Source organism: Phytoactinopolyspora halotolerans, from assembly GCF_010550675.1.
In the GTDB taxonomy this organism is placed as follows: Bacteria; Actinomycetota; Actinomycetes; order Jiangellales; family Jiangellaceae; genus Phytoactinopolyspora; species Phytoactinopolyspora halotolerans.
Window position 1 is genome coordinate 43,248 of sequence record NZ_JAAGOA010000022.1, and the last position, 18,438, is coordinate 61,685.

The following is an 18,438-nucleotide window of genomic DNA, read 5'->3' on the forward strand; positions in this document are numbered from 1 at the left end:
ATGCGAGTTGAACGGAAACTGACGCCATACGACCGTGCGACGTCGCCGTATCTCGAAGTGCCGTTCGAGGTCCGACCGGGGACGCCGTCGGTGGAGGTGCGGCTCGCCTATGACCGCGCTCGCGGCGTGGTTGACCTGGGCTGCCTCGGTGCCGCCGGATTCCGCGGCTGGTCCGGCGGCGCACGCTCCCGGTTCGTCATCGCGGCGGACTCGGCGACGCCCGGATACCTGCCCGGCGAGCTCGAACCGGGTGTGTGGTCTGTCGTGTTAGGCCTGCACCGCGTCCCGGCCGACGGGGCGGACGTCGTCGTCGAGATCGACGTGCCGGCGACCGGCCCTGCCGAGATGGAGCCGGCTCCGCCGCCCGCACCACAGCGGCCCCCGCGTCGCCCGCTGCCCGCCGACGCCGGCCTCACCTGGGTAGCCTGCGACTTCCATGCGCACACGCTGCACTCCGACGGGTCGCTCGGCCGAGCGCAACTGGCGGCGCTCGCCGCCGAGGTCGGCCTCGACGTGCTGGCGGTGACCGACCACAACACCGTGAGCCACCACGACGGCCTCGGCAAGATCGGTGCCGGCTACGGCGTCACACTCGTGCCCGGGCAGGAGGTGACCACCGATCGCGGCCATGCCAACGCGTTCGGCGAGATTCCGTGGGTCGACTTCCGCAAGCCGCCGCAGACATGGGTATCGCACGTTGCCGAGCACGGCGGACTTCTGTCGATCAACCATCCGCTTGCCGCCGACTGCGCCTGGCACCATGTACTCACCCAGCACCCGCCGCTGGCCGAGATCTGGCACTGGACCTGGCTGGACACCCGCTGGTCGGGGCCTTTGGCCTGGTGGAACGCGTGGGGCTGGGACACCATACCGATCGGCGGCAGCGACTTCCACAGCCCTGAGCAGGGCCGCGCCCTCGGCGTCCCGGTCACCTGGGTGGCGGTGGAATGGAGTCCCTCCGACGGTGTGACACCACCGTTCGAGCTGGTGCTCGACGGGCTGCGCGCGGGCCGGACCGCGGTCGCGCAGCGGCGGGACGCACCGGTCCTGCTCCGCGTCGACGACGAGTTCGTGGCGCTCGGCGCCGACGGCACGGTGCTGGTGGACGTCGAGGGTCGCCGGCGCGTGGTCCGCGGCGAGGTGGCCCGGTTCCCGGCGGCGCCTGGGCCACACCGCCTGGAGACCCCCGACGCCGCCGTCGTCGCGATCACTGGATAGGCGACTCGTAAGGCGGCCGCCGTCGTCGCGCGTATACCGTGGCGGCGCCGGACACGCCTTTACTCACTCTTGACCCCGTCTGGTGCCGTCGCCGAGACAGTAGAGCGCGAGGGCCTGCGAGCTCGTTGGCCCCGCACGCCATTCTTGGGGGGACGGACATGACGGATCCAACCATGCTGAACGGATTCGCGGACAGCCTGCGCGGGGAGCTCGTCGGCCGGTCCGACGATGAGTACGACCGCGCCCGGCAGCTGTACAACGGCATGATCGACAAGCACCCGCAGATGATCGCCCGGTGCGTGGACGTCGCCGACGTCATCAACGCGGTCAACTATGGCCGCGAACATGACCTGCTCATCGCTATCCGGGGCGGCGGGCACAACGGCCCCGGCCTCGGCAGCTGCGATGACGGCCTGGTGATCGACCTGTCCCGGATGAAAGGCATCCGTGTCGATCCGGAACGCCGGACCGTGCGGGTGGAGCCGGGATGCACGCAAGGCGACGTCGATCATGCCGCCCACGCGTTCGGGCTGGCCGTGCCCGCCGGGATCGTCTCGACGACGGGGGTCGCCGGCCTCACCCTCGGCGGCGGCACCGGCTACCTCAGCCGCCAGCACGGCCTCACGATCGACAACCTGCTGGAGGCGGATGTCGTCCTCGCCGACGGCAGTTTCGTCACGGCGAACGAGTCGCAGCACGAGGACCTGTTCTGGGCGCTGCGCGGCGGCGGTGGCAACTTCGGCGTCGTCACGAGCTTCACATTCCAGGCGCATCCGGTCGGCACCGTCTACGGCGGCCCGCTGTTCTGGAGCCAGGATGACGCGCGGCAGATCATGCAGTGGTATCGGGAGTTCCTCCCGCACGCGCCGGAAGAATTCTGCCCGTTCCTCGGGCTCAAGACGGTTCCGTCGACAGATCCCTTCCCGCCGGCGCTGTGGGGGCAGCGCATCTGCGCGCTGATCTCCTGCTACAACGGCACCGCCGACGACGCCGAGGCGGCGATGAAGCCGATCCGCAACGCATTGCCGCCGCCGATCCTGGACGGCATGGCCGCCATGCCGTTCCCGGCGTTGCAGAGCCTGTTCGATCCGCTGCTGCCACCAGGGTTGCAGTGGTACTGGAAGGGGGACTTCGTCAAGGAGTTGCCTGATGCGGCCATCGACGCCCATCTCGAGAACGCCGCCCAGGCGCCGAGCGAGCTGTCCTTGATGCATCTCTATCCGATCGACGGCGCGGTGCACGGCGTGGAGCCGGGCGCCACAGCGTGGAACTATCGCTCGGCCACCTGGTCCATGGTGATCGCCGGCATCGACCCGGATCCCGCCAACGCCGAGACGATCACCGGCTGGGCACGGGCGTACTGGGAGGCCGTGCATCCGTACACGATGGGCGGCGCCTACGTGAACTTCATGATGGAGGAAGGCGACGAGCGCATCAGGGCGACGTACGGAGACAACTATCCGCGACTCGTCGAGGTGAAGGGCACCTACGATCCGGAGAACCTGTTCCGGGTGAACCAGAACATCACGACGCCGTAGCGCAACCTTGGATACGCTGTTCGGAACGACACCCGGGCAACGTGGACAGGCGAGGACCATGGACGCGGATCTGGTGCTGGAAGGCGGCGGGGTCAAGGGCATCGCGCTGGTCGGCGCGATCTCAGAGCTGGAGGAGCGTGGCTACCGGTTCCACCGCGTCGCCGGCACGTCGGCCGGGGCGATCGTCGGGTCCCTCGTCGCCGCCGGCGTCGGGGCCGGCCGCCTGCGCGAGATCATGCAGGAGCTGGACTACCGGCGCTTCCGGGACGGCAATCTGCTGACCCGCCTCGGCATCCCCGGCCAGGTCCTGTCCATCCTCACCACCAGCGGTATCTATCGCGGCGAGTACGCGCGCGGCTGGCTCGGTGACCTGCTCGCCGAGCACGAGGTGCGTACCTTCGCCGACCTGCGCGGCGACGACCCGGGCACCTCGCTTCCTCCGGAGGAGGATTTCCGCCTGGTGGTCATGGCGTCCGACGTCTCCCAGGGCGAGCTGCGCCGCCTCCCCTGGGAGTATGACCGGTACGGGATGAAGGCCGACGACGTGGAGGTCGCCGATGCCGTGCGGGCGTCCATGTCGATCCCGTACTACTTCCGCGCGGCCAAGCTGCGTGATCGGCAGCTCAACACGGACAGCTGGCTGGTTGACGGCGGCATGTTGTCGAACTTCCCGGTCGCCGTCTTCGACCGGCGCGATGACCGCACGCCCCGCTGGCCGACGTTCGGGATCAAGCTGTCGGTGCGTGCGGACGCGGCCCTGGGCCAACGGCACCGGATCACCGGGACGCTCTCCATGAGCAAGGCGATGCTGGACACGATGACCGGGTTCTACGATCGCATCCATCTGGAGCGGGCCGACGTCCTCGCCCGCACCATGTTCATCGACACCATGAAGGTGAAAGCCACCGACTTCGACCTCGACCGGTCCACTCAGCAGCAGCTCTTCGACAACGGCCGGCGGGCGGCCGAGTCCTTCCTCGACGGCACGGACGGCCGCCCCGGCTGGAACTTCGAGGAGTACCTCGAACGCTACCGGCTCCGTCCCACCACGCCGGCGTGAGGCAACGCCTCACCTCACCGTTATGAGGCCGCATCTCACCCTGATGTCGTCAGGCCGCAAGTCACCTTGCTGTCGTGGGAGCGACAGCAAGGTGACACATGGTCGTCCGACCGGGTTCAACCGGCGTCCGTGGACGACGGTCCGGCTTACGCAAGCCCGAGCCTGCGCGCGATCCGGCCGACGTTCACCCGACCATCCCACCCCGAAGACGTGCGGGGTGAAGATCGCCGGGTCGTCCGGTGCCCACATGCGCTCGCGGACGCGCTGCATCGTCGGCGGGCGGAAGTCGTAGGGCACCAACCCGCCCACAGCGCCCTCCCACGTTCGCTCGTCCGCCGGCTTGCGCAGCTCCGCCGCCACCGCTGCCGCCACCAGGCCGGCCGCGCCGAGGGTCACCAGTGTCCTGCCCTTGTCCATACTCATCACGGTACGCCGCGCGCTCGCCCTACTCGACCGCGCCGTCCTCGCCCTCCGCGAGCCTCGCCTTCTCCCGATCCTTCTTGACCGCCCACGACAACAAGAAGATCAGGATGAGCAGGTCACCGCCGAGGAAGATCAGCGTCCATATGACGACGTCCATGGCTGCTCCTCACCCCTCACGCCTGGTCTCGACCGTGCCAGGACCGCCAGGTGGCGTCATCGGTCCCGCCGACACCTGCCTGCTGAGCACGTTGTTCAGCGCGAACATGACGACGAACAACGCCGCCCACTGCGCCACCATGGTCATCAGGCTGAACGGTTCGAACGGGTCCCACCAGGTGTCCGGCGCGAACTCGTCGACGGTGCGCCAGATCCACCAGCCGAACAGGGCGACGAAGACGGCCGGGAAGATCCGGATCAGCCCGGTCCACCACCACGTGACGCGGAAGTCGCTCACCGTGTCGAGCTCTGCCCGCGCCCGGTTCACGCCGTACTTCATCATGGCGACGGCGGAGAACAGGCCGCCGATCAACAGGCCGACGCCCCAGACGAAGTCCTGGTTGGACAGGAAGTCCAGGCTGATGGCCGACGGGATGCCGGCAAGGAACGCGACGCCGACGATCCACGGCACCGCACGCCGGCGCGGAAGGCCCATGTCTTCGACGTTGCGGGTGGCCAGCTCCATCATCGCGATCAGGCTGGATATGCCCGCCATCGCCAGGGCCAGGAAGAACAGCGGCGCGAAGAACCAGCGGCCGCCGGGCATCTCGCCGAACAGCTCGGCGAAGAAGATGAACGCCAGTCCCTCGTTCCCCGATGCGGCGGCTTCCTCAGCGAAGCTCTGGGTGCGCAGCGCGAAGATCGTGCCCAGCACCGCCGTGCCCGCCAGCAATGAGGCGAGCAGGTTGCCCGCGCAGATGGTGGTGGCGTTCAGCGCGAAGTCCTCGCGGCGTCGCAGGTATACCGAGTACGTCAGGTACAGCCCCCAGCCGGCCCCGGTCGAGAAGGCCATCTGGGTGAACGCCTCCAGCCACATCCGCGCGTCCCCCATGGAGCCCCAGTCGGGCACGAACAGGTAACGCAAGCCCTCGGACGCCCCCGACAGCGTCATGGCCCGGATGGCCAGTATCACCAGGAACACGAAGAGCAACGGGATGGCGAACTTGAGGATCGCCTCGAAACCGCGTTTCAGGCCGCGATAGACGATGAGGCCGACGGTGCCGATGGCGATGGCGTGGAACAGGATGGTCTGCCATGGCGTGGTCGTGAAACCGTCCCATATGCCCTCGGTGTCCGCACCGCTCTCGAACCGCCCCGTGATGGCGTACACGAAGTAGCGGATGGCCCAGCCGCAGACGACCGAGTAATAGAACATGATGCCGATGGTGACGAACCCCATGAATCCGCCCATCCAGGCGAACTTGCGGCCCATGAAGTCGCGGAACGCACCGACGGTGCCGAGGCGGGACCTCGATCCGAGCAGTGATTCCGACATGAGAATCGGGATCGCCCACACCAGGTTCGCGACGACCAGAGCGACCAGGAATGCGCCGCCGCCCTGCTCGCCGGCCACACGTGGGAACCGCCAGATGTTACCCGTGCCGACAGCCATGCCGATCGCGGCGGCGACGAAGGTGAACCTGCTCGCGAATACCTCTCGGGAGCCCGAGGAACTGTTCTGCGTGGCCATGACGAACCTCGCTCGTGTCGCGGTGTCCGGGTATGCCGTTATCAGGTGTCCGCGATCATGCCTCGCCGTTTCGGGTTTGACAACCCGTGGTCCAGCCGGGCGTCGTCGCAAGCGCACCGCCGCCACGGCCACGACCCGGCAACCGTGTGGGGGCGTCCTCCGCCGGCACCGCTAGACAGACAGCGTGTCGCGCACGCGCACGGCGGCTCCGACCTGGGCGGGCATCTCGGCGATGAGCCGCGGAACCAGGCGCGTGCCCAGGTCGGCCTCGGCTTCGGTGACGGCGCGCAGGCCGAGGGTGCGCTCGACGTTCAACACGAGCCAGTCGAGGCTGCTCGTCAACGTCGGGCCGAAGTCCTCGGGCCGGATCTCGGTGTCCGCGCCTCCGCCGTCGCGGTACGCGCGGATCACCTCCCGGGCGACGTCCAGCTCGTGCCATACCGCCATCGACATGGCCACGTCGCCCAGCTCGGTCCGTGGTACCAACGGCACGGCCACGTCCCAGTCGCACAGCACCGGACCGTCGGCGCTCATCACGATGTTCTTCTGGTCGATGTCGCCGTGGCTCATCACCTCGTCGTCCGCCCGGAGTGCGGATGCTCGCGCGAGCTCAGCGACGACGCGCGTGTGCGACTCGAGCGCCCGCAGATCCGCGGCCCAGGACGCCCCCGCGCGCTCGGCGGCGGCCACAAGTTCAGGCCACCGATCAGCGTTGTCCGTGTTGGCGACCGGGAAGAGCGTCCGATCTTCTACCGCGACATCGAGCTGGTGCAGGGTCGCCAGCGTCCCACCGATCCACGAGGCGACGCCCCGATCCACCGGCCCGGGCCGCATCGGCTTCCCCTCCACCCACGCGTGCACGCGGACCGGTACACGCGAGCCTCCGCCCAGCACATCCACCCAGGCCAGGCAGCCCCCATCGACCGGGTTCGGGATCGGCTCTGGCATCGCGACCCCAGCGGCACGCGCTCGCTGCTCGAAGGTCCACGCCGCATCGAGCCGTTCCTGCCAGCGCGGATCACCCCACGGGTTCCGTATCTGCTTGACCGCGTAACCGGCGCCGCCCGTGGACAGCTTGTAGACCCGGTTCGACCAGGCGCCGGAGACCGGTGTCATCTCCTCGACGTGGCCGCCCAGGCCGAACGCTGCGATCACGGCTGCTGGATCCGGGGCAACCTCATGCGGTGGAGGCGCCTCATCCGGTTGCGAAGGCATCGGCTCACTCTCACCACGGACCAATTTGTATGGTAGACAATACATGTGACGGACGTGCGGGATGACATCACGACATGGCTTGCCGAGCTGCCGAAGGTCGAACTCCACGTTCACCTCGAGGGTTCGCTGCGGCCGGTGACCATGTTCACCCTGGCCGAGCGGAACGGCATCGACCTAGGCGCCTCCACCCCCGAAGAACTGACCGGTCTGTACGAGTTCAGCGACTTCGAACATTTTGCGAGGCTGTTCTTCACCGGTCTTGATGTGCTCCGCACGGCGGAGGACTTCGCCGACGCCGTCTCGGCACTCGCCGCCGAGCTGGCCGCCCAGAACGTCCGGTACGCGGAGGTGACGACGACGTCGCTCAATCACCGCAGACGCGGCCTCGCGCTCGAGGAGTACCGGGACGGCCTGAACGAAGGCAGACGACGGGCACTGCTCGAATCCGGTGTCCAGCTCTCCTGGGTCTGCGACATCTCCCGCGAGACCGAGAAGCCCGAGTCTCACGAAACCGTGGACTATGTTCTGGGTCGCACAGCGCCAGAGGGCGTCGTCGGGCTCGGGCTGGGTGGCATCGAGGCCGGATTCCCGCCCGAGCTGTTCGCGTCGTCGTTCGAACGCGCCAAAGCCGCCGGCCTGGCGTCGCTCCCGCACGCCGGCGAGACGGTCGGCCCGGCCAGCGTCTGGGGCGCGCTCGACATGCTGCATGCCGACCGCATCGGCCACGGCGTGCAGAGCATCGCCGACGACCGGCTCATCGCCCGGCTCGTTCAGGAGCGCATCCCGCTGGAGGTCGCGCCGACGTCCAACGTCTGCCTGAAGATCGTCGACAGCATCGAGACACACCCGCTGCGGCGACTCACCGACGCCGGCGTCGTCACGACGATCAACACGGACGATCCGGCGTACTTTGGCACGACGCTGACCGAGGAACTCCTCGCGGCACACCGGTGGCACGGGTTCACGCCAGCAGATCTCCACGCCGCTCAGGTCGCCGCGCTCGACGTCTCCTACGCGGACGCCGCCACCAAGGCACGCATCCATGCCGAGCTGGAGCGCGTTCAGCCATGACCCGGCCACCCGGGGCGGACCGGCCGCTGTACACGCGCATCGCGGCGTCGTTGAAGGGCCGGGTCCTCTCCGGTGCCCTCGCACCCGGTGATCGTCTGCCCGGCGAAGAGCACCTGTCCAGGAGCATGGGGGTGAGCCGCAGCACGATCCGGCAGGCCATCGCGGGGCTTCGCGACGCCGGCTACGTCACCAGCCGACAGGGTTCGGGGACGTTCGTCGCGGCCGAGCTGCCGATTGAGCCGCTCGTGCCGAGATCCGGTCCCGTCTACACCGGGTTTCTCGACGACCTCGACGACGAGGCCACCCACGTCGAAGAACTCCATCGCAGCCAGGAGACCTATCCGGCCGACGACGCCATCGCCGCCGGCTTGCGGATACCGAGCGGCTCCCCCGTCACGCGATACCGGGCGGTCCGGGTGCGCGACGGCGTCATCTACGGCGTGGCCAGCGACGTCGTGCCCGGCGCCATCGCCAACGGCATCACGCCAGACATCTTGGCCGCCAGTCCCACGATCCCCGACGCCATGGCGGCCGCCGGACACCCGGTCACCGAGAGTCTGCAGCGCGCGGAACCCGTTCTGATCGACGGCGCCGACGCCGACGACTGCGGCGTTGCCCCAGGCTCGCCCGGCCTGGTGCTGACCGGCGTCGCCTACGACGGTCAACACACCCCGCTCGACGCCTACACGCTGACGATCGTCGCCGGCTACGGCATCGGCTTGCTGCTCACCCGGGCGAACCGGGCCGGCTGACCCGCAGTGCGGCGCCACGGCACGCTGGGCACCGGTAAGACACAGCAAGGCCCCCGGGCCAGCACAGTGCGCATCGAGCGTCCATCCACCGTGGAGTCCTCGTGACGTCGAGCGGTCACGATTCGCGCATCAGCCCAGAGCCGCGCGGCGGCGGCGCAGGAACTCCTGCTCGGCGGTGTTGTCGGTCCGGGCGATCGCCTCGTCGTAAGCGGCCGCTGCCTCGTCGTCGCGGCCCAGCCTGCGGAGCAGATCGGCCCGAACCGCGTGGAACAAGTAGTAGCGATCGAGCGCGATCTCGTCCACCTGGGCCAAGGCCGCCGCCGGTCCGTCGACCTCCGCCACGGCGACGGCGCGGTGCAGCGCAACCACGGGACTCGGCGCGACGGCCAGCAACTGGTCATAGAGCTGCACGATCTGTAACCAGTCGGTCGCGGCGACGCTGGGCGCGTCGCTGTGCACGGCGCTGATCGCGGCCTGGATCTGGTACGGGCCTGGTTGATCGCGTCGCAGGCACGCCCGGACGAGCTGCTGCCCTTCGGCGATCAGTTCCCGATCCCAGCGGCTGCGATCCTGATCCGCCAGCCGCACCAGGTCCCCAGACTCCGTGGTGCGGGCGGCTCGGCGCGCCTCGGAGAGCAGCATCAGCGCCAGCAGCCCCATCACCTCGGGCTCGTCCGGCATGAGCTCGGCCAGCAGCCGGCCGAGCCGGATCGCCTCCGCACACAGGTCGGCCCGGATGAGCTGCTCGCCGGATCTGGCCGCGTAGCCCTCGTTGAAGATGAGGTAGATGACGGCGAGTACCGCGTTGAGCCGCTCGGGAAGGTCGGCGTCGCGCGGGACCCGGTACGGGATCTTCGCGTCGCGGATCTTGCCCTTCGCCCGGACCAGGCGCTGTGCCATGGTCGGCTCCGCGGTCAGGAACGCACTCGCGATCTCGGCGGTCGTCAACCCGCCGAGCAGGCGCAACGTCAGCGCCACCTGGGCGTTCCGGGCGAGCGACGGATGACAGCAGGTGAAGATCATGCGCAGACGGTCGTCATGCACCGGACCCTCCTCCGCCGGTTCTTCCTCGGCGTGCAGCAAGGCCGCCTGGGCGTGCTTGTCCTCGCGGGCCGCCTCCCGGCGAAGGCGGTCGATGGCTCGGTTCCGGGCGGTCGTGATGATCCATCCCGACGGGCTGGGCGGAAGCCCGGATGCCGGCCAGCGCTGAACCGCGGCAGCGAACGCGTCCTGGACCGCCTCTTCGGCGACGTCGATGTCACCGAAGCGGCGGACCAGCACCGATACGGCGCGGCTGTATTCCTCGCGGAAGACCCGCTCGATCTCCGCGGGCGAGATCACCGGCGCATTGTCCGTCACGCGCAGGATCTCTCGCTCTCGTCCAGCACGGGCCGGACCTCGACCGGCAGGGTGAGCGCGCGGGAGAGCTTGCGTCCCCACTCGAGCGCGGCGTCGATGTCGGGCGCCTGGATGACCGTGAAGCCACCGACGTGCTCCTTGCCCTCGATATACGGGCCGTCGGTGACGAGCACGTCGGCGTCCTGCGGCCGCACGACCGCGGTGGCACTCGACGGGTGCAGGCCGGCGGCGAACACCCAGGCGCCGGCCTCGCGCATCTCCGCGTTCACCGCTCGGACGTTCTCGATGACAGAGTCCAGGACCTCGGCCGGCGGTGAACCGCCGTCGGGCTGGTAGATACTGAGCAGGTACCGGTTCACGTCAGGCATTCCCACCGTCCTGAAACGGGCGCACCTCCACCGGGAGCAGCCGCACGGCCCGGGCGAGCTTGCGGCCCCAATCCAAGGCGACGTCGAGATCCGGCGCCTCGATGATGGTGAACCCGCCGAGGTGCTCCTTGCCCTCGATGTACGGACCGTCCGTGGTCAGCACGTCGTCGTCGCCCTTCGCTCGCACGACCGTGGCCGTGCTCGCGGCGTGCAGACCACCGCTGAACACCCACACGCCGGCGTCTTTCATCTCTTGCTCCAATGCGTTCAGGTCACGCATGACGGGCTCAAGGATCTCCGGCTCGGGAGCCGGCCCATCCGGCTGGTAGATGCTGAGCAGGTACTGAGTCATGGTTTCCTCCCTGAAGGTGACGGTACCGGCCGTCGCGCCGGTCTCTCACCCTCTACACGAACGACCCACGCCCGAATCGACACCGCACGCATAGCTCTGGAGCACAACGTATGCCAGACGGGCTACGCTTGGGATTGTGATAAAGAGCCGCACCCGCGCCTTGCGCCGAACGCTAGACGTTCACAGTGACGAGGTCAGATCTGTGCTGCGTCGGTATGGTGCTTCGAATCCGCGTCTTTTCGGTTCGGTTGCGCGCGGCGAGGCGACAACCGACAGCGATATCGATCTTCTCGTGGATCTTGATCCAGGGATGGGAAACACGCTGTTGCGCATCGCCGGGCTGAGCGAGGAGCTATCGCAGCTACTTGGGGTCCGGGTTGACGTGGTGAGTGACGAGTTCCTCCTCGAAGGCGTCTCGCAAGCTGCTCGTGCGGAGGCCGTCGCCTTGTGAGCCGGCTGACGCCGTTCGTCAGCACGTGAGTTCGTCTGAACAGGCCGATCCTGCCCATGATCTCGCAGATGCAGAGCCGGCTGACGAGCACTGACCCATCGCGAAAACGACGTAGCGTGCACGGCTCACGACCACCATGATGAGCTGAATGAGCGGCATGAAGGAGGCCGACCTCCAGTACGTGTGCCAGGCCTTCACATTGGGCGGGTTGCACGACGTCCAGCGTGTCGCCCGGGGCGCGATGGGCGCCGTCTGGCGGATAGACGTGTCGTCACCGGTCTCGACGTCGCTCACCACGTACGCGGGGAAGGAGCTCTTCTGGGAGATTCCGAGCGCTGACGCTGTCGTCGACGAGGTGCGCTTCGTCGACGCGTGCCGGGACGCGGGCGTGCCCAGTCCGACGCCGCTGGCCACTCCGGACGGTGACTACCTCGTCACCGACATGTCCGGGCGGGTGTGGCGTCTCTACGAATGGGTGGACGGTCGCGTGCCCGAACTCTCCGACGAGGACACGGTCAGATGGCTGGCCGCTCAGATCGGCCACATCCATGCGCTCGGCATCACACCACCCGCCGGGGTTGAGCCGCACCCGTTCTACCAGCGTGTGGACGTCGACTGGGAGAGTCTTGCCGGAGACGCGGCCGCGTCCGGCACCGGCTGGGCACCGGATCTCGAAGCCAAGCTCGACCAACTTGTCGAGCTCTCCGACCTGGTCAACACCGCGCCCGACGACGAGCCGGTGATGTGCCACCGCGATCCCAAGGCCACCAATGTGCTTCAGGACGCGGCCGGGCGACGATGGCTCGTCGACTGGGACAACTCCGGCCCGATGGACCCGGCACGAGAGCTCGGCCTGCTCCTCATGCATCACCTGAACGACGTCGACGCGCTCCGCTCGATCTCCGCCACCTACCGCGAGCACGGCGGCGTCCCGACGCTGCACGACGCCCACGCCTTCGCGACCGGGCTGGCCGTGTGGCTGAACTTCCTGTACGGCCAGGCACGAGTGGTGCTGGATGCGGACACCACCGACGACGATCGACGTTTCGCCGAACCGCGCGTCACCGGCCTGCTGCACACCATGCCGACGCTGGCGCAGCTCGAACGAGCGGCCATGGCGGTGGCGTCGTAGCTCGCGCATCTCCTTAACCGCGTTAATGCCGATCGCAGGCAGCAGTACACCTAGCCTGATATATACTCTTGGTATCTATCAGCTTGGAGGTAGTACCCATGGCGACTACGACACCGGACACACCGACCACGGCCGTCGCGAAGGTGTTCATGCACGGCCGGAGCCAAGCTGTTCGTCTACCGAAGGCCTTTCGAGTCGACAGCGATCGTGTACGGGTGCGGCGGGCCGGACGTGGTCTCTACCTCGAACCGGTCATCACCGACGTCGACGAGTGGTTCGCCGCCATGGATCGCCACAAGGATGTTGAATTCATGCCGGACGGACGCGAACAACCTGACCTACCCGCCGAACGCGCATGGTAGCCGAGGGGTCAGCGGACATGGCCGTCATGCTCGACACCGACACCGCCATTGCCCTCATACGTGGTCGGCCGACATCTGCGCGTGACCGCTATCGAGAGACGCATGCCGAGGGGCACGAAGTATGGCTCTCGTCGATCAGCGTATTCGAGCTCTGGTACGGCGTGAACCGCAGCCGCGACGTCCACGAGAACACCGAGCGGCTTGCGGACTTCCTCAGCGGACCTATCACCATTGCCGACTTCAATGAACTCGACGCCGCTCGCGCGGCGCAAATACGAGCAGAACTCGCAGCGGCCGGCACACCCATCGGCCCGTACGACCTGCTGATAGCGGGACAGGCTGCGCGGGCCGGGCACACCCTGGTCAGCGCGAACGGCCGTGAATTCGATCGAGTGAAATACCTCCAGGTCGAGAAATGGATCGCATCCTAGATCTTCATGGCCGGAAGACACCACCGTGCCAGGAGCGCCACAGGGCGGCGTACGAGCCGTCGGCTGTGACCAGGTCGTCGTGCGCGCCGAGTTCGGTGAGCCGGCCGTCCTCGACGACGGCGACCCGGTCCGCGTCGTGAGCGCTGTGCAGCCGGTGCGCGATGGTGATCACCGTCCGCCCTTCGAGCACCGCCGCCAGGGACCGCTCCGCGTGCCGAGCCGTCGTCGGGTCGAGCAGTGACGTCGCCTCATCCAGGATGAGCGTGTGCGGGTCGTGCACGAGCACTCGCGCGAGCGCCAGCTGCTGTGCCTGAGCAGCGTCCAGCGGGAGCCCGCCGGCGCCCACCATCGTGTCCAGGCCGTCGGGCAGCGAACGCGCCCACGTGGCGTCGACCGTGTCCAGCGCGGCGCGCAGCCGGTCGTCGTCGACGCCCGGCACGGCCATCGCCACGTTGTCCCGCAGGCTGGCCATGAACACGTGGTGTTCCTGGGTCACCAGCACGATCTCCCTCCGGTCCGGCGGCAGGTGGGCCACCGGGACACCGCCGACCAGGACGCGACCTGCCCGAGGGACGTCGACGCCCGCCAGCAGCCTTCCGAGGGTGGTCTTGCCCGCACCGGACGGGCCGACGATGGCGAGTTTCTCCCCCGGCTCGACCGTGAGGTCGATGCCGTGCAGCACATCGTGGCCGTCGACGTAGGCGAAACGCACGCCGATCAGCTCGATGCGGTCATCGGCGGGAACCTGCGCCGTACCGTCGGCGTCTGCCGACGCTGAACGGAGTTCGACGGGCCCGGGACGACCGGCCACATGCTCGATCCCCTTGATCCGGGCGAACGACGCGCCGCTGCGCTGAAGCTGCTCCAGCCACAGGTGCAGCCGCGCGATCGGCTCGGTCAGCTGCCAGATGTACAGGCTTCCGGCGACGACGGCGCCGAGGCTGACGATGCCCTCGGTGTAGGCGAACCCGCCCAGCACCAACAGCACCGCCGCCGGCAGGACGTTCGCGACATCGCTCACCGGAAAGAACACCGAGCGCAGCGCCAGCGTGCGCACGCGCGTGCGGTAGGCGCGCCCGATCGCGGCATCCGCCTCCGCCACCCGGACGTCGCGCAGACCGAACGCCTCGACGGTCCGCGCACCCTCGGCCGTCGACATCATGCTCTCCGTCACATCCGAGTTCGCCTGGCCCTCGGCCAGGTAGGCCTCGCGTGCCCGTTTCAGATACCAGCGGAACACCCACACCATCAGCGGCAGCCCGACCAGGGCGCACGCACCGAGCAACGGATGCAGGAGGAAGATCGCGCCGAAGACGAACGCCGCCTGAACGCACGCCAGGAAGACATCGGGGGCGGCGTTCCGCAGCGTCAACCCGACGACGCCCACGTCTCCGGTCGAACGCGTGACCAGGTCACCGGTTCCCGCTCGCTCCGCCACCCGCGTCGGCAGCGCCAGCACCCCTCCCACGAACTCCTCACGCAGCCTCGCCAGCGCCCGCTCACCGAACCGGTGCACGGCGTACCGCGCACACCGGGTGAGGACGAGCTGGGCGACGGCGAACCCGAGCAGCACCAGAGCCAGTACGTTAACGGTGGACATGGTGGCGTCGCCGGCCTCGACCACGTCGACGATCTCCCCCACGATCCACGGCGGAGCGAGCGCGACCAGCGCAGCCAGGCAGGTCAGGACGACGACCGCGGCCATCGACCGGCCGTCCTCGCGGATCAGCCGCCAGGTGGCCCGCCGCACGGTCGCCGCGTCGGCCACCGGCAGCCGCCATTCATCGTGCCCACCGTCGTCACGTCCACAGCCGTCACGCCCACCGTCGGCGATCCCTTGGTTGCTCACCGACTGCCGGCTCACAGCGCTGCCCTCTCGCTCGCGTCGTCTTCCTCCGACCCGCGGAAGACGAGGTCGCGGTAGCTCGGCTCGGTCGCCAGCAACTCCGCATGTGTGCCCACCGACCGCACGGCGCCGTCCACCACATAGGCGACCTGGTCGGCCTGGTCCAGCAGCAACGGCGACGTGCCGATGACCAGGGTGGTGCGCCCTTGTCTCCACTCGCGGAGTCGGCGGATCATCGCCGCTTCGGTGAGCGCGTCGACCGCCGACGTCGGTTCGACGAGCAGCAGCACCTCCGGCTCGGCCAGCAGCACCCGGACCAACCGGATCCGTTGTCGCTGCCCACCCGACAGGTTGCGTCCTTGTGGCTCGATCAGCGTGTGCAATCCGTCCCCGAGGGCGGCGACTATGTCGTCCGCGCTCGCCGCCCGCATCGCGGCTTCGATCTCGCGGTCACTCACCGTCGCACGAGGACGGCCGGTGGAACCGCCGGCACCGCTGCGATAACCGCCGTCGACGCAGTCACGCAGCGCCCCGGCGAACAGGTACGCGTCGTGATCCGCCACCAGGATCCGCCGGCGCACCTCCGTGACGGCGATGTCGCGCAACCGGGTGCCGCCCCAGGTCACCTCGGACTCCGTGTAACGGCCGAGCCGGTCGACGATGCTTGTGGCGTCCTCGGACGTCGCGCATACCAGGGCGCTGAGTCGGCCTGCCGGTACGACCAGCCCGGACGCCGGATCACGCAGGTCCGCGTGGCCGCTCGGTCCAGGCCTCATCGCCGGCCGGCCATCAGTGTCCGGCCGGCCGTCGGTGTCGGGACGGCCATCGGTATCGGGCTCGACGCCGCCCGTCGTCGCATCCTCGATCTGGGGCGTCATCGCGAGGATGCGGATCACACGCCGGGCGGACACGATACCGGGAACGATGTCATCCGCAGCCTCGATGAAGAACGACACCGGAATGATCAAGATGGCCACGTACCCGTAGACGGCGACCATCTCCCCCACCGTGATCGTGCCCTGCACCGCCTCACGCGCGGCGAGCCACACGACCACGCCGACGAACAGCACCGGCAAGCAGGCTCCCACCGCCTGGATCCAGCTGGTGATCGCGCCGACCCGATAGCCGATCTCTCGCAACTCCGCGGACCGCGCCCGGTACCGTTGCCCGAACGTCGCTGCCCCACCGACGCCGGAGAGCACCCGCAGCCCGGCGACCGTATCGCCGGCGAACGCGGTCAGCGCACCCTGGTGCTCGCGGTACCGGGTATCGACGCCGCGTAGCCTGCGCAGCAGCGGCCCGATCAGCAGCACCAGCACGGGCACGCCCACCAGCACCACCACCGCCAGCAGCGGCGAGATCGAGAAAAGCAGGACGGCCACGACGACGTAGGCGATCACGGACCCCACGCCGGGACCGGCGATGGTCAGCGTCTGGGCGATGCGGCCGACGTCGGTGGCCTGCACGGTCGCCAGCTCGCCCGACGTCACGCGCCGGGTGAGCGCGGCACCGAGCCGCACGGTCTGGCGCACGACCAGCTGCACCGTCCGCAGGGCGGCGTCGGTCCGGACGAAGGTCATCGTGCGGTGCCGCAGGATGCTCAGCACGGCGGTGACGACACCGATGCCCAGGACCGCCGACGCCCACAGGACCAGTGCCGTCATGTTCTCGCGCCGCAGACCGTCATCGATCGCACGCGCCGTCAGATACGGGGGCAGGGTGAGGCTGCACATGCCCAGGCTCGCCCACAGAGAACCGAGCAGGACCCGGCGGCGCTGCATCCGGACCAGCCACCACAGGTACCGCACGGGACCACGGCTGTCCGGCGTGCCGGGATCTGCGTACGGAACGTGGCGACGCATGCTGCCATCATCGCGTCCTGCTCCCTCGCCCCAGCGGGCCGGGTCACGTCGCGGGACGACCCCGCAGATGGGAAGAGATCGCGGCCGGGCCGGGTTGTGCTACACAGGTTGTGTAATTTCTCGCCACGAACCTCGGAGGATCGATGAGCGCCTTCAGCGACGACGAGCTCGCCTACCTGCACGCCACCGACCGGCCCTCCAGGGACCGGCTCGCGCGACTCGCCACCGTCGGCACCGACGGCACACCACATGTGACACCGGTGGGTTGGTCGTACAACGCCGAGCTGGACACCATCGACATCGGCGGTCGGGACTTCGCCACGACCAAGAAGTTCCGCGATGTTCAGCGTACGGAGCGTGCGGCCGCCGTCATCGACGACGTCCTCCCACCCTGGCGGCCACGGGGTATCGAGATTCGAGGACGGGCCGAGGCCATCGACGGCCCGGCGCCGATCATCCGGATCCACCCGGATCGGGTCCGCTCCTGGGGACTGGCTCAGGGCTAGCGATCTCAAGCCTCGCCGTCGCCCCGGATCTCGGAAAATCCTCCACGCTTCTTGAGCGTCAGTTGCGCGAATGGCGTGTGTGCCGGCACGTATTTGCAGCTGACGCTCAAGAAGCAGACGAGGACACTCGAGCTCCCAGTACCCCGTACAGGGTCAGGCCGATGACGAAGATCCCAACGGATACCGTGACCGCCGCACCGGCGCTCCACGGCTGAACCGGCCATGTCCACCATGCCGTGCCGGATGCGATCGGCCGCGGCGCGATCGCGTACACCGCGGTTCCATAGGCGAGTGCCGGTAGCCAGGCCAGCCGCGTGCCCATGACGACGGCCGCACCGACGATCAGCCCGGTGAAGCCGAGGGTGTTCCGCACCAGCTCCGCCGCACCGTAGGTCCGCGGTTCCCACAACCCTGTGACCGCGAGAACCGCGCCGATCACCGCCGCGACGACGAGGACGTGCACCAGGCGATACCGCCGCCACGGCGCGGGCAGGGAACGTTCTAGTTCCTCGGCCGCCCCGCCCAGCCCTGGCGACGCCAGCGTGGCGGCCATGAGCGGTGCGACCACCACTACCGACATCCGTGCCTGCGGCGTGGGCGTCGGTTCACGATGCACCAGCCAGTCGGCCAGGCCCCACCCGGCCAGAGCGACGGCAACGATCCCGAGCAACAGCGCCGGCGCGCCTCGCGCCCGCAGGTGCAGCGTGACGAGCCTCGAACGCCGACCGCGCGGAGCGTGCCGCGGAGCATGCCGTGAACGTCGCCACGCGCCTGACCGCACCACTGTCATCGTCATGGTCGCCCC

The 18,438-nt window shown here is 68.8% G+C and carries 20 protein-coding genes; 10 read left to right on the top strand and 10 right to left on the bottom strand.

Annotated features, from left to right (window positions below; genetic code table 11):
• The 3 genes from G1H10_RS24925 to G1H10_RS24935 all read left to right on the top strand — a co-directional run bounded on the left by G1H10_RS24925 (window position 1) and on the right by G1H10_RS24935 (window position 3,816).
• Window positions 1–1,218, top strand: a complete 1,218-nt coding sequence (locus G1H10_RS24925) for a CehA/McbA family metallohydrolase (RefSeq protein WP_216853635.1) — start codon at window positions 1–3, stop codon at window positions 1,216–1,218.
• 158 nt (window positions 1,219–1,376) lie between these two features.
• Window positions 1,377–2,756 (top strand): FAD-binding oxidoreductase, encoded by a 1,380-nt coding sequence (locus tag G1H10_RS24930; protein ID WP_163743075.1) that lies wholly within the window; start codon window positions 1,377–1,379, stop codon window positions 2,754–2,756.
• Window positions 2,757–2,814: 58 nt separating this feature from the next.
• Complete coding sequence (locus G1H10_RS24935) at window positions 2,815–3,816, top strand: patatin-like phospholipase family protein (protein WP_163743077.1); 1,002 nt, start codon at window positions 2,815–2,817, stop codon at window positions 3,814–3,816.
• Between the two features lie 9 nt (window positions 3,817–3,825).
• Here the strand turns inward: G1H10_RS24935 and G1H10_RS32545 are convergent, their stop codons facing one another.
• The 4 genes from G1H10_RS32545 to G1H10_RS24950 form a co-directional block, all read right to left on the bottom strand.
• Entirely contained in the window at window positions 3,826–4,233 is a 408-nt protein-coding gene (locus G1H10_RS32545) for a DUF5808 domain-containing protein (protein WP_216853636.1), read from the bottom strand.
• Window positions 4,234–4,261: 28 nt separating this feature from the next.
• Window positions 4,262–4,396 carry a hypothetical protein gene (locus G1H10_RS34150; protein ID WP_281354388.1) on the bottom strand — a complete coding sequence of 45 codons (135 nt, stop codon included), beginning with the start codon at window positions 4,394–4,396 and terminating at the stop codon, window positions 4,262–4,264.
• Between the two features lie 9 nt (window positions 4,397–4,405).
• Window positions 4,406–5,926: a sodium-dependent transporter gene (locus G1H10_RS24945; RefSeq protein ID WP_163743079.1), complete on the bottom strand. Its 1,521-nt coding sequence runs from the start codon at window positions 5,924–5,926 to the stop codon at window positions 4,406–4,408.
• A 171-nt stretch (window positions 5,927–6,097) separates the two neighbouring features.
• Window positions 6,098–7,141, bottom strand: a complete 1,044-nt coding sequence (locus tag G1H10_RS24950; protein ID WP_163743081.1) for an aminoglycoside phosphotransferase family protein — start codon at window positions 7,139–7,141, stop codon at window positions 6,098–6,100.
• Between the two features lie 54 nt (window positions 7,142–7,195).
• Here G1H10_RS24950 and add point away from each other — a divergent pair, with 54 nt between their 5' ends.
• Together add and G1H10_RS24960 are read left to right on the top strand one after the other, a co-directional pair.
• On the top strand, window positions 7,196–8,212 hold the full coding sequence (gene add / locus G1H10_RS24955) for an adenosine deaminase (protein WP_163743082.1): 1,017 nt from the start codon (window positions 7,196–7,198) through the stop codon (window positions 8,210–8,212).
• Window positions 8,209–8,964: a GntR family transcriptional regulator gene (locus G1H10_RS24960; protein WP_163743085.1), complete on the top strand. Its 756-nt coding sequence runs from the start codon at window positions 8,209–8,211 to the stop codon at window positions 8,962–8,964. The genes add and G1H10_RS24960 overlap by 4 nt, the downstream gene beginning before the upstream one ends.
• Before the next feature lie 129 nt (window positions 8,965–9,093).
• Here the strand turns inward: G1H10_RS24960 and G1H10_RS24965 are convergent, their stop codons facing one another.
• The 3 genes from G1H10_RS24965 to G1H10_RS24975 are packed head-to-tail and all read right to left on the bottom strand — an operon-like array spanning window position 9,094 to window position 11,043.
• Window positions 9,094–10,305: an RNA polymerase sigma factor gene (locus tag G1H10_RS24965; protein ID WP_216853637.1), complete on the bottom strand. Its 1,212-nt coding sequence runs from the start codon at window positions 10,303–10,305 to the stop codon at window positions 9,094–9,096.
• Between the two features lie 14 nt (window positions 10,306–10,319).
• Window positions 10,320–10,682, bottom strand: a complete 363-nt coding sequence (locus G1H10_RS24970; protein WP_163743184.1) for a YciI family protein — start codon at window positions 10,680–10,682, stop codon at window positions 10,320–10,322.
• Window position 10,683: 1 nt separating this feature from the next.
• Window positions 10,684–11,043, bottom strand: coding sequence for a YciI family protein (locus G1H10_RS24975; RefSeq protein ID WP_163743088.1), 360 nt, complete (start codon window positions 11,041–11,043; stop codon window positions 10,684–10,686).
• A 136-nt stretch (window positions 11,044–11,179) separates the two neighbouring features.
• Between G1H10_RS24975 and G1H10_RS24980 the strand changes: the two genes are divergently transcribed.
• The 4 genes from G1H10_RS24980 to G1H10_RS24995 all read left to right on the top strand — a co-directional run bounded on the left by G1H10_RS24980 (window position 11,180) and on the right by G1H10_RS24995 (window position 13,419).
• Complete coding sequence (locus G1H10_RS24980) at window positions 11,180–11,494, top strand: nucleotidyltransferase family protein (protein ID WP_312856640.1); 315 nt, start codon at window positions 11,180–11,182, stop codon at window positions 11,492–11,494.
• 148 nt (window positions 11,495–11,642) lie between these two features.
• Complete coding sequence (locus G1H10_RS24985; RefSeq protein ID WP_163743090.1) at window positions 11,643–12,626, top strand: phosphotransferase enzyme family protein; 984 nt, start codon at window positions 11,643–11,645, stop codon at window positions 12,624–12,626.
• A gap of 98 nt (window positions 12,627–12,724) precedes the next feature.
• The gene (locus tag G1H10_RS24990; RefSeq protein WP_163743092.1) at window positions 12,725–12,988 is read left to right on the top strand and encodes an antitoxin; all 264 of its coding nucleotides are present in this window, start codon (window positions 12,725–12,727) and stop codon (window positions 12,986–12,988) included.
• Window positions 12,989–13,005: 17 nt separating this feature from the next.
• Complete coding sequence (locus G1H10_RS24995; RefSeq protein ID WP_163743094.1) at window positions 13,006–13,419, top strand: type II toxin-antitoxin system VapC family toxin; 414 nt, start codon at window positions 13,006–13,008, stop codon at window positions 13,417–13,419.
• Window positions 13,420–13,423: 4 nt separating this feature from the next.
• Here the strand turns inward: G1H10_RS24995 and G1H10_RS25000 are convergent, their stop codons facing one another.
• Together G1H10_RS25000 and G1H10_RS25005 are read right to left on the bottom strand one after the other, a co-directional pair.
• Complete coding sequence (locus G1H10_RS25000) at window positions 13,424–15,253, bottom strand: ABC transporter ATP-binding protein (protein WP_376778659.1); 1,830 nt, start codon at window positions 15,251–15,253, stop codon at window positions 13,424–13,426.
• A gap of 26 nt (window positions 15,254–15,279) precedes the next feature.
• Window positions 15,280–17,127, bottom strand: a complete 1,848-nt coding sequence (locus G1H10_RS25005; protein WP_163743096.1) for an ABC transporter ATP-binding protein — start codon at window positions 17,125–17,127, stop codon at window positions 15,280–15,282.
• A 143-nt stretch (window positions 17,128–17,270) separates the two neighbouring features.
• Here G1H10_RS25005 and G1H10_RS25010 point away from each other — a divergent pair, with 143 nt between their 5' ends.
• Window positions 17,271–17,633: a PPOX class F420-dependent oxidoreductase gene (locus G1H10_RS25010; RefSeq protein ID WP_163743098.1), complete on the top strand. Its 363-nt coding sequence runs from the start codon at window positions 17,271–17,273 to the stop codon at window positions 17,631–17,633.
• A 106-nt stretch (window positions 17,634–17,739) separates the two neighbouring features.
• On the opposite strand, the gene G1H10_RS25015 is transcribed toward G1H10_RS25010, so the two are convergent.
• Complete coding sequence (locus G1H10_RS25015; RefSeq protein WP_163743099.1) at window positions 17,740–18,429, bottom strand: hypothetical protein; 690 nt, start codon at window positions 18,427–18,429, stop codon at window positions 17,740–17,742.
• Window positions 18,430–18,438 lie beyond the last annotated feature (9 nt).

What these genes read in the sequence shown, in the direction of transcription:
- G1H10_RS25010 (WP_163743098.1), top strand. Translation starts at nt 17,271, where the DNA reads ATGAGCGCCTTCAGCGACGACGAGCTCGCCTACCTGCACGCCACCGAC.
- G1H10_RS24930 (WP_163743075.1), top strand. Translation starts at nt 1,377, where the DNA reads ATGACGGATCCAACCATGCTGAACGGATTCGCGGACAGCCTGCGCGGG.
- G1H10_RS24925 (WP_216853635.1), top strand. Translation starts at nt 1, where the DNA reads ATGCGAGTTGAACGGAAACTGACGCCATACGACCGTGCGACGTCGCCG.
- G1H10_RS24995 (WP_163743094.1), top strand. Translation starts at nt 13,006, where the DNA reads ATGGCCGTCATGCTCGACACCGACACCGCCATTGCCCTCATACGTGGT.
- G1H10_RS24975 (WP_163743088.1), bottom strand. Translation starts at nt 11,043, where the DNA reads ATGACTCAGTACCTGCTCAGCATCTACCAGCCGGATGGGCCGGCTCCC.
- G1H10_RS34150 (WP_281354388.1), bottom strand. Translation starts at nt 4,396, where the DNA reads ATGGACGTCGTCATATGGACGCTGATCTTCCTCGGCGGTGACCTGCTC.
- G1H10_RS32545 (WP_216853636.1), bottom strand. Translation starts at nt 4,233, where the DNA reads ATGGACAAGGGCAGGACACTGGTGACCCTCGGCGCGGCCGGCCTGGTG.
- G1H10_RS25005 (WP_163743096.1), bottom strand. Translation starts at nt 17,127, where the DNA reads ATGCGTCGCCACGTTCCGTACGCAGATCCCGGCACGCCGGACAGCCGT.
- G1H10_RS24960 (WP_163743085.1), top strand. Translation starts at nt 8,209, where the DNA reads ATGACCCGGCCACCCGGGGCGGACCGGCCGCTGTACACGCGCATCGCG.
- G1H10_RS24935 (WP_163743077.1), top strand. Translation starts at nt 2,815, where the DNA reads ATGGACGCGGATCTGGTGCTGGAAGGCGGCGGGGTCAAGGGCATCGCG.
- G1H10_RS24985 (WP_163743090.1), top strand. Translation starts at nt 11,643, where the DNA reads ATGAGCGGCATGAAGGAGGCCGACCTCCAGTACGTGTGCCAGGCCTTC.
- G1H10_RS24990 (WP_163743092.1), top strand. Translation starts at nt 12,725, where the DNA reads ATGGCGACTACGACACCGGACACACCGACCACGGCCGTCGCGAAGGTG.
- G1H10_RS24945 (WP_163743079.1), bottom strand. Translation starts at nt 5,926, where the DNA reads ATGGCCACGCAGAACAGTTCCTCGGGCTCCCGAGAGGTATTCGCGAGC.
- G1H10_RS25015 (WP_163743099.1), bottom strand. Translation starts at nt 18,429, where the DNA reads ATGACGATGACAGTGGTGCGGTCAGGCGCGTGGCGACGTTCACGGCAT.
- G1H10_RS24950 (WP_163743081.1), bottom strand. Translation starts at nt 7,141, where the DNA reads ATGCCTTCGCAACCGGATGAGGCGCCTCCACCGCATGAGGTTGCCCCG.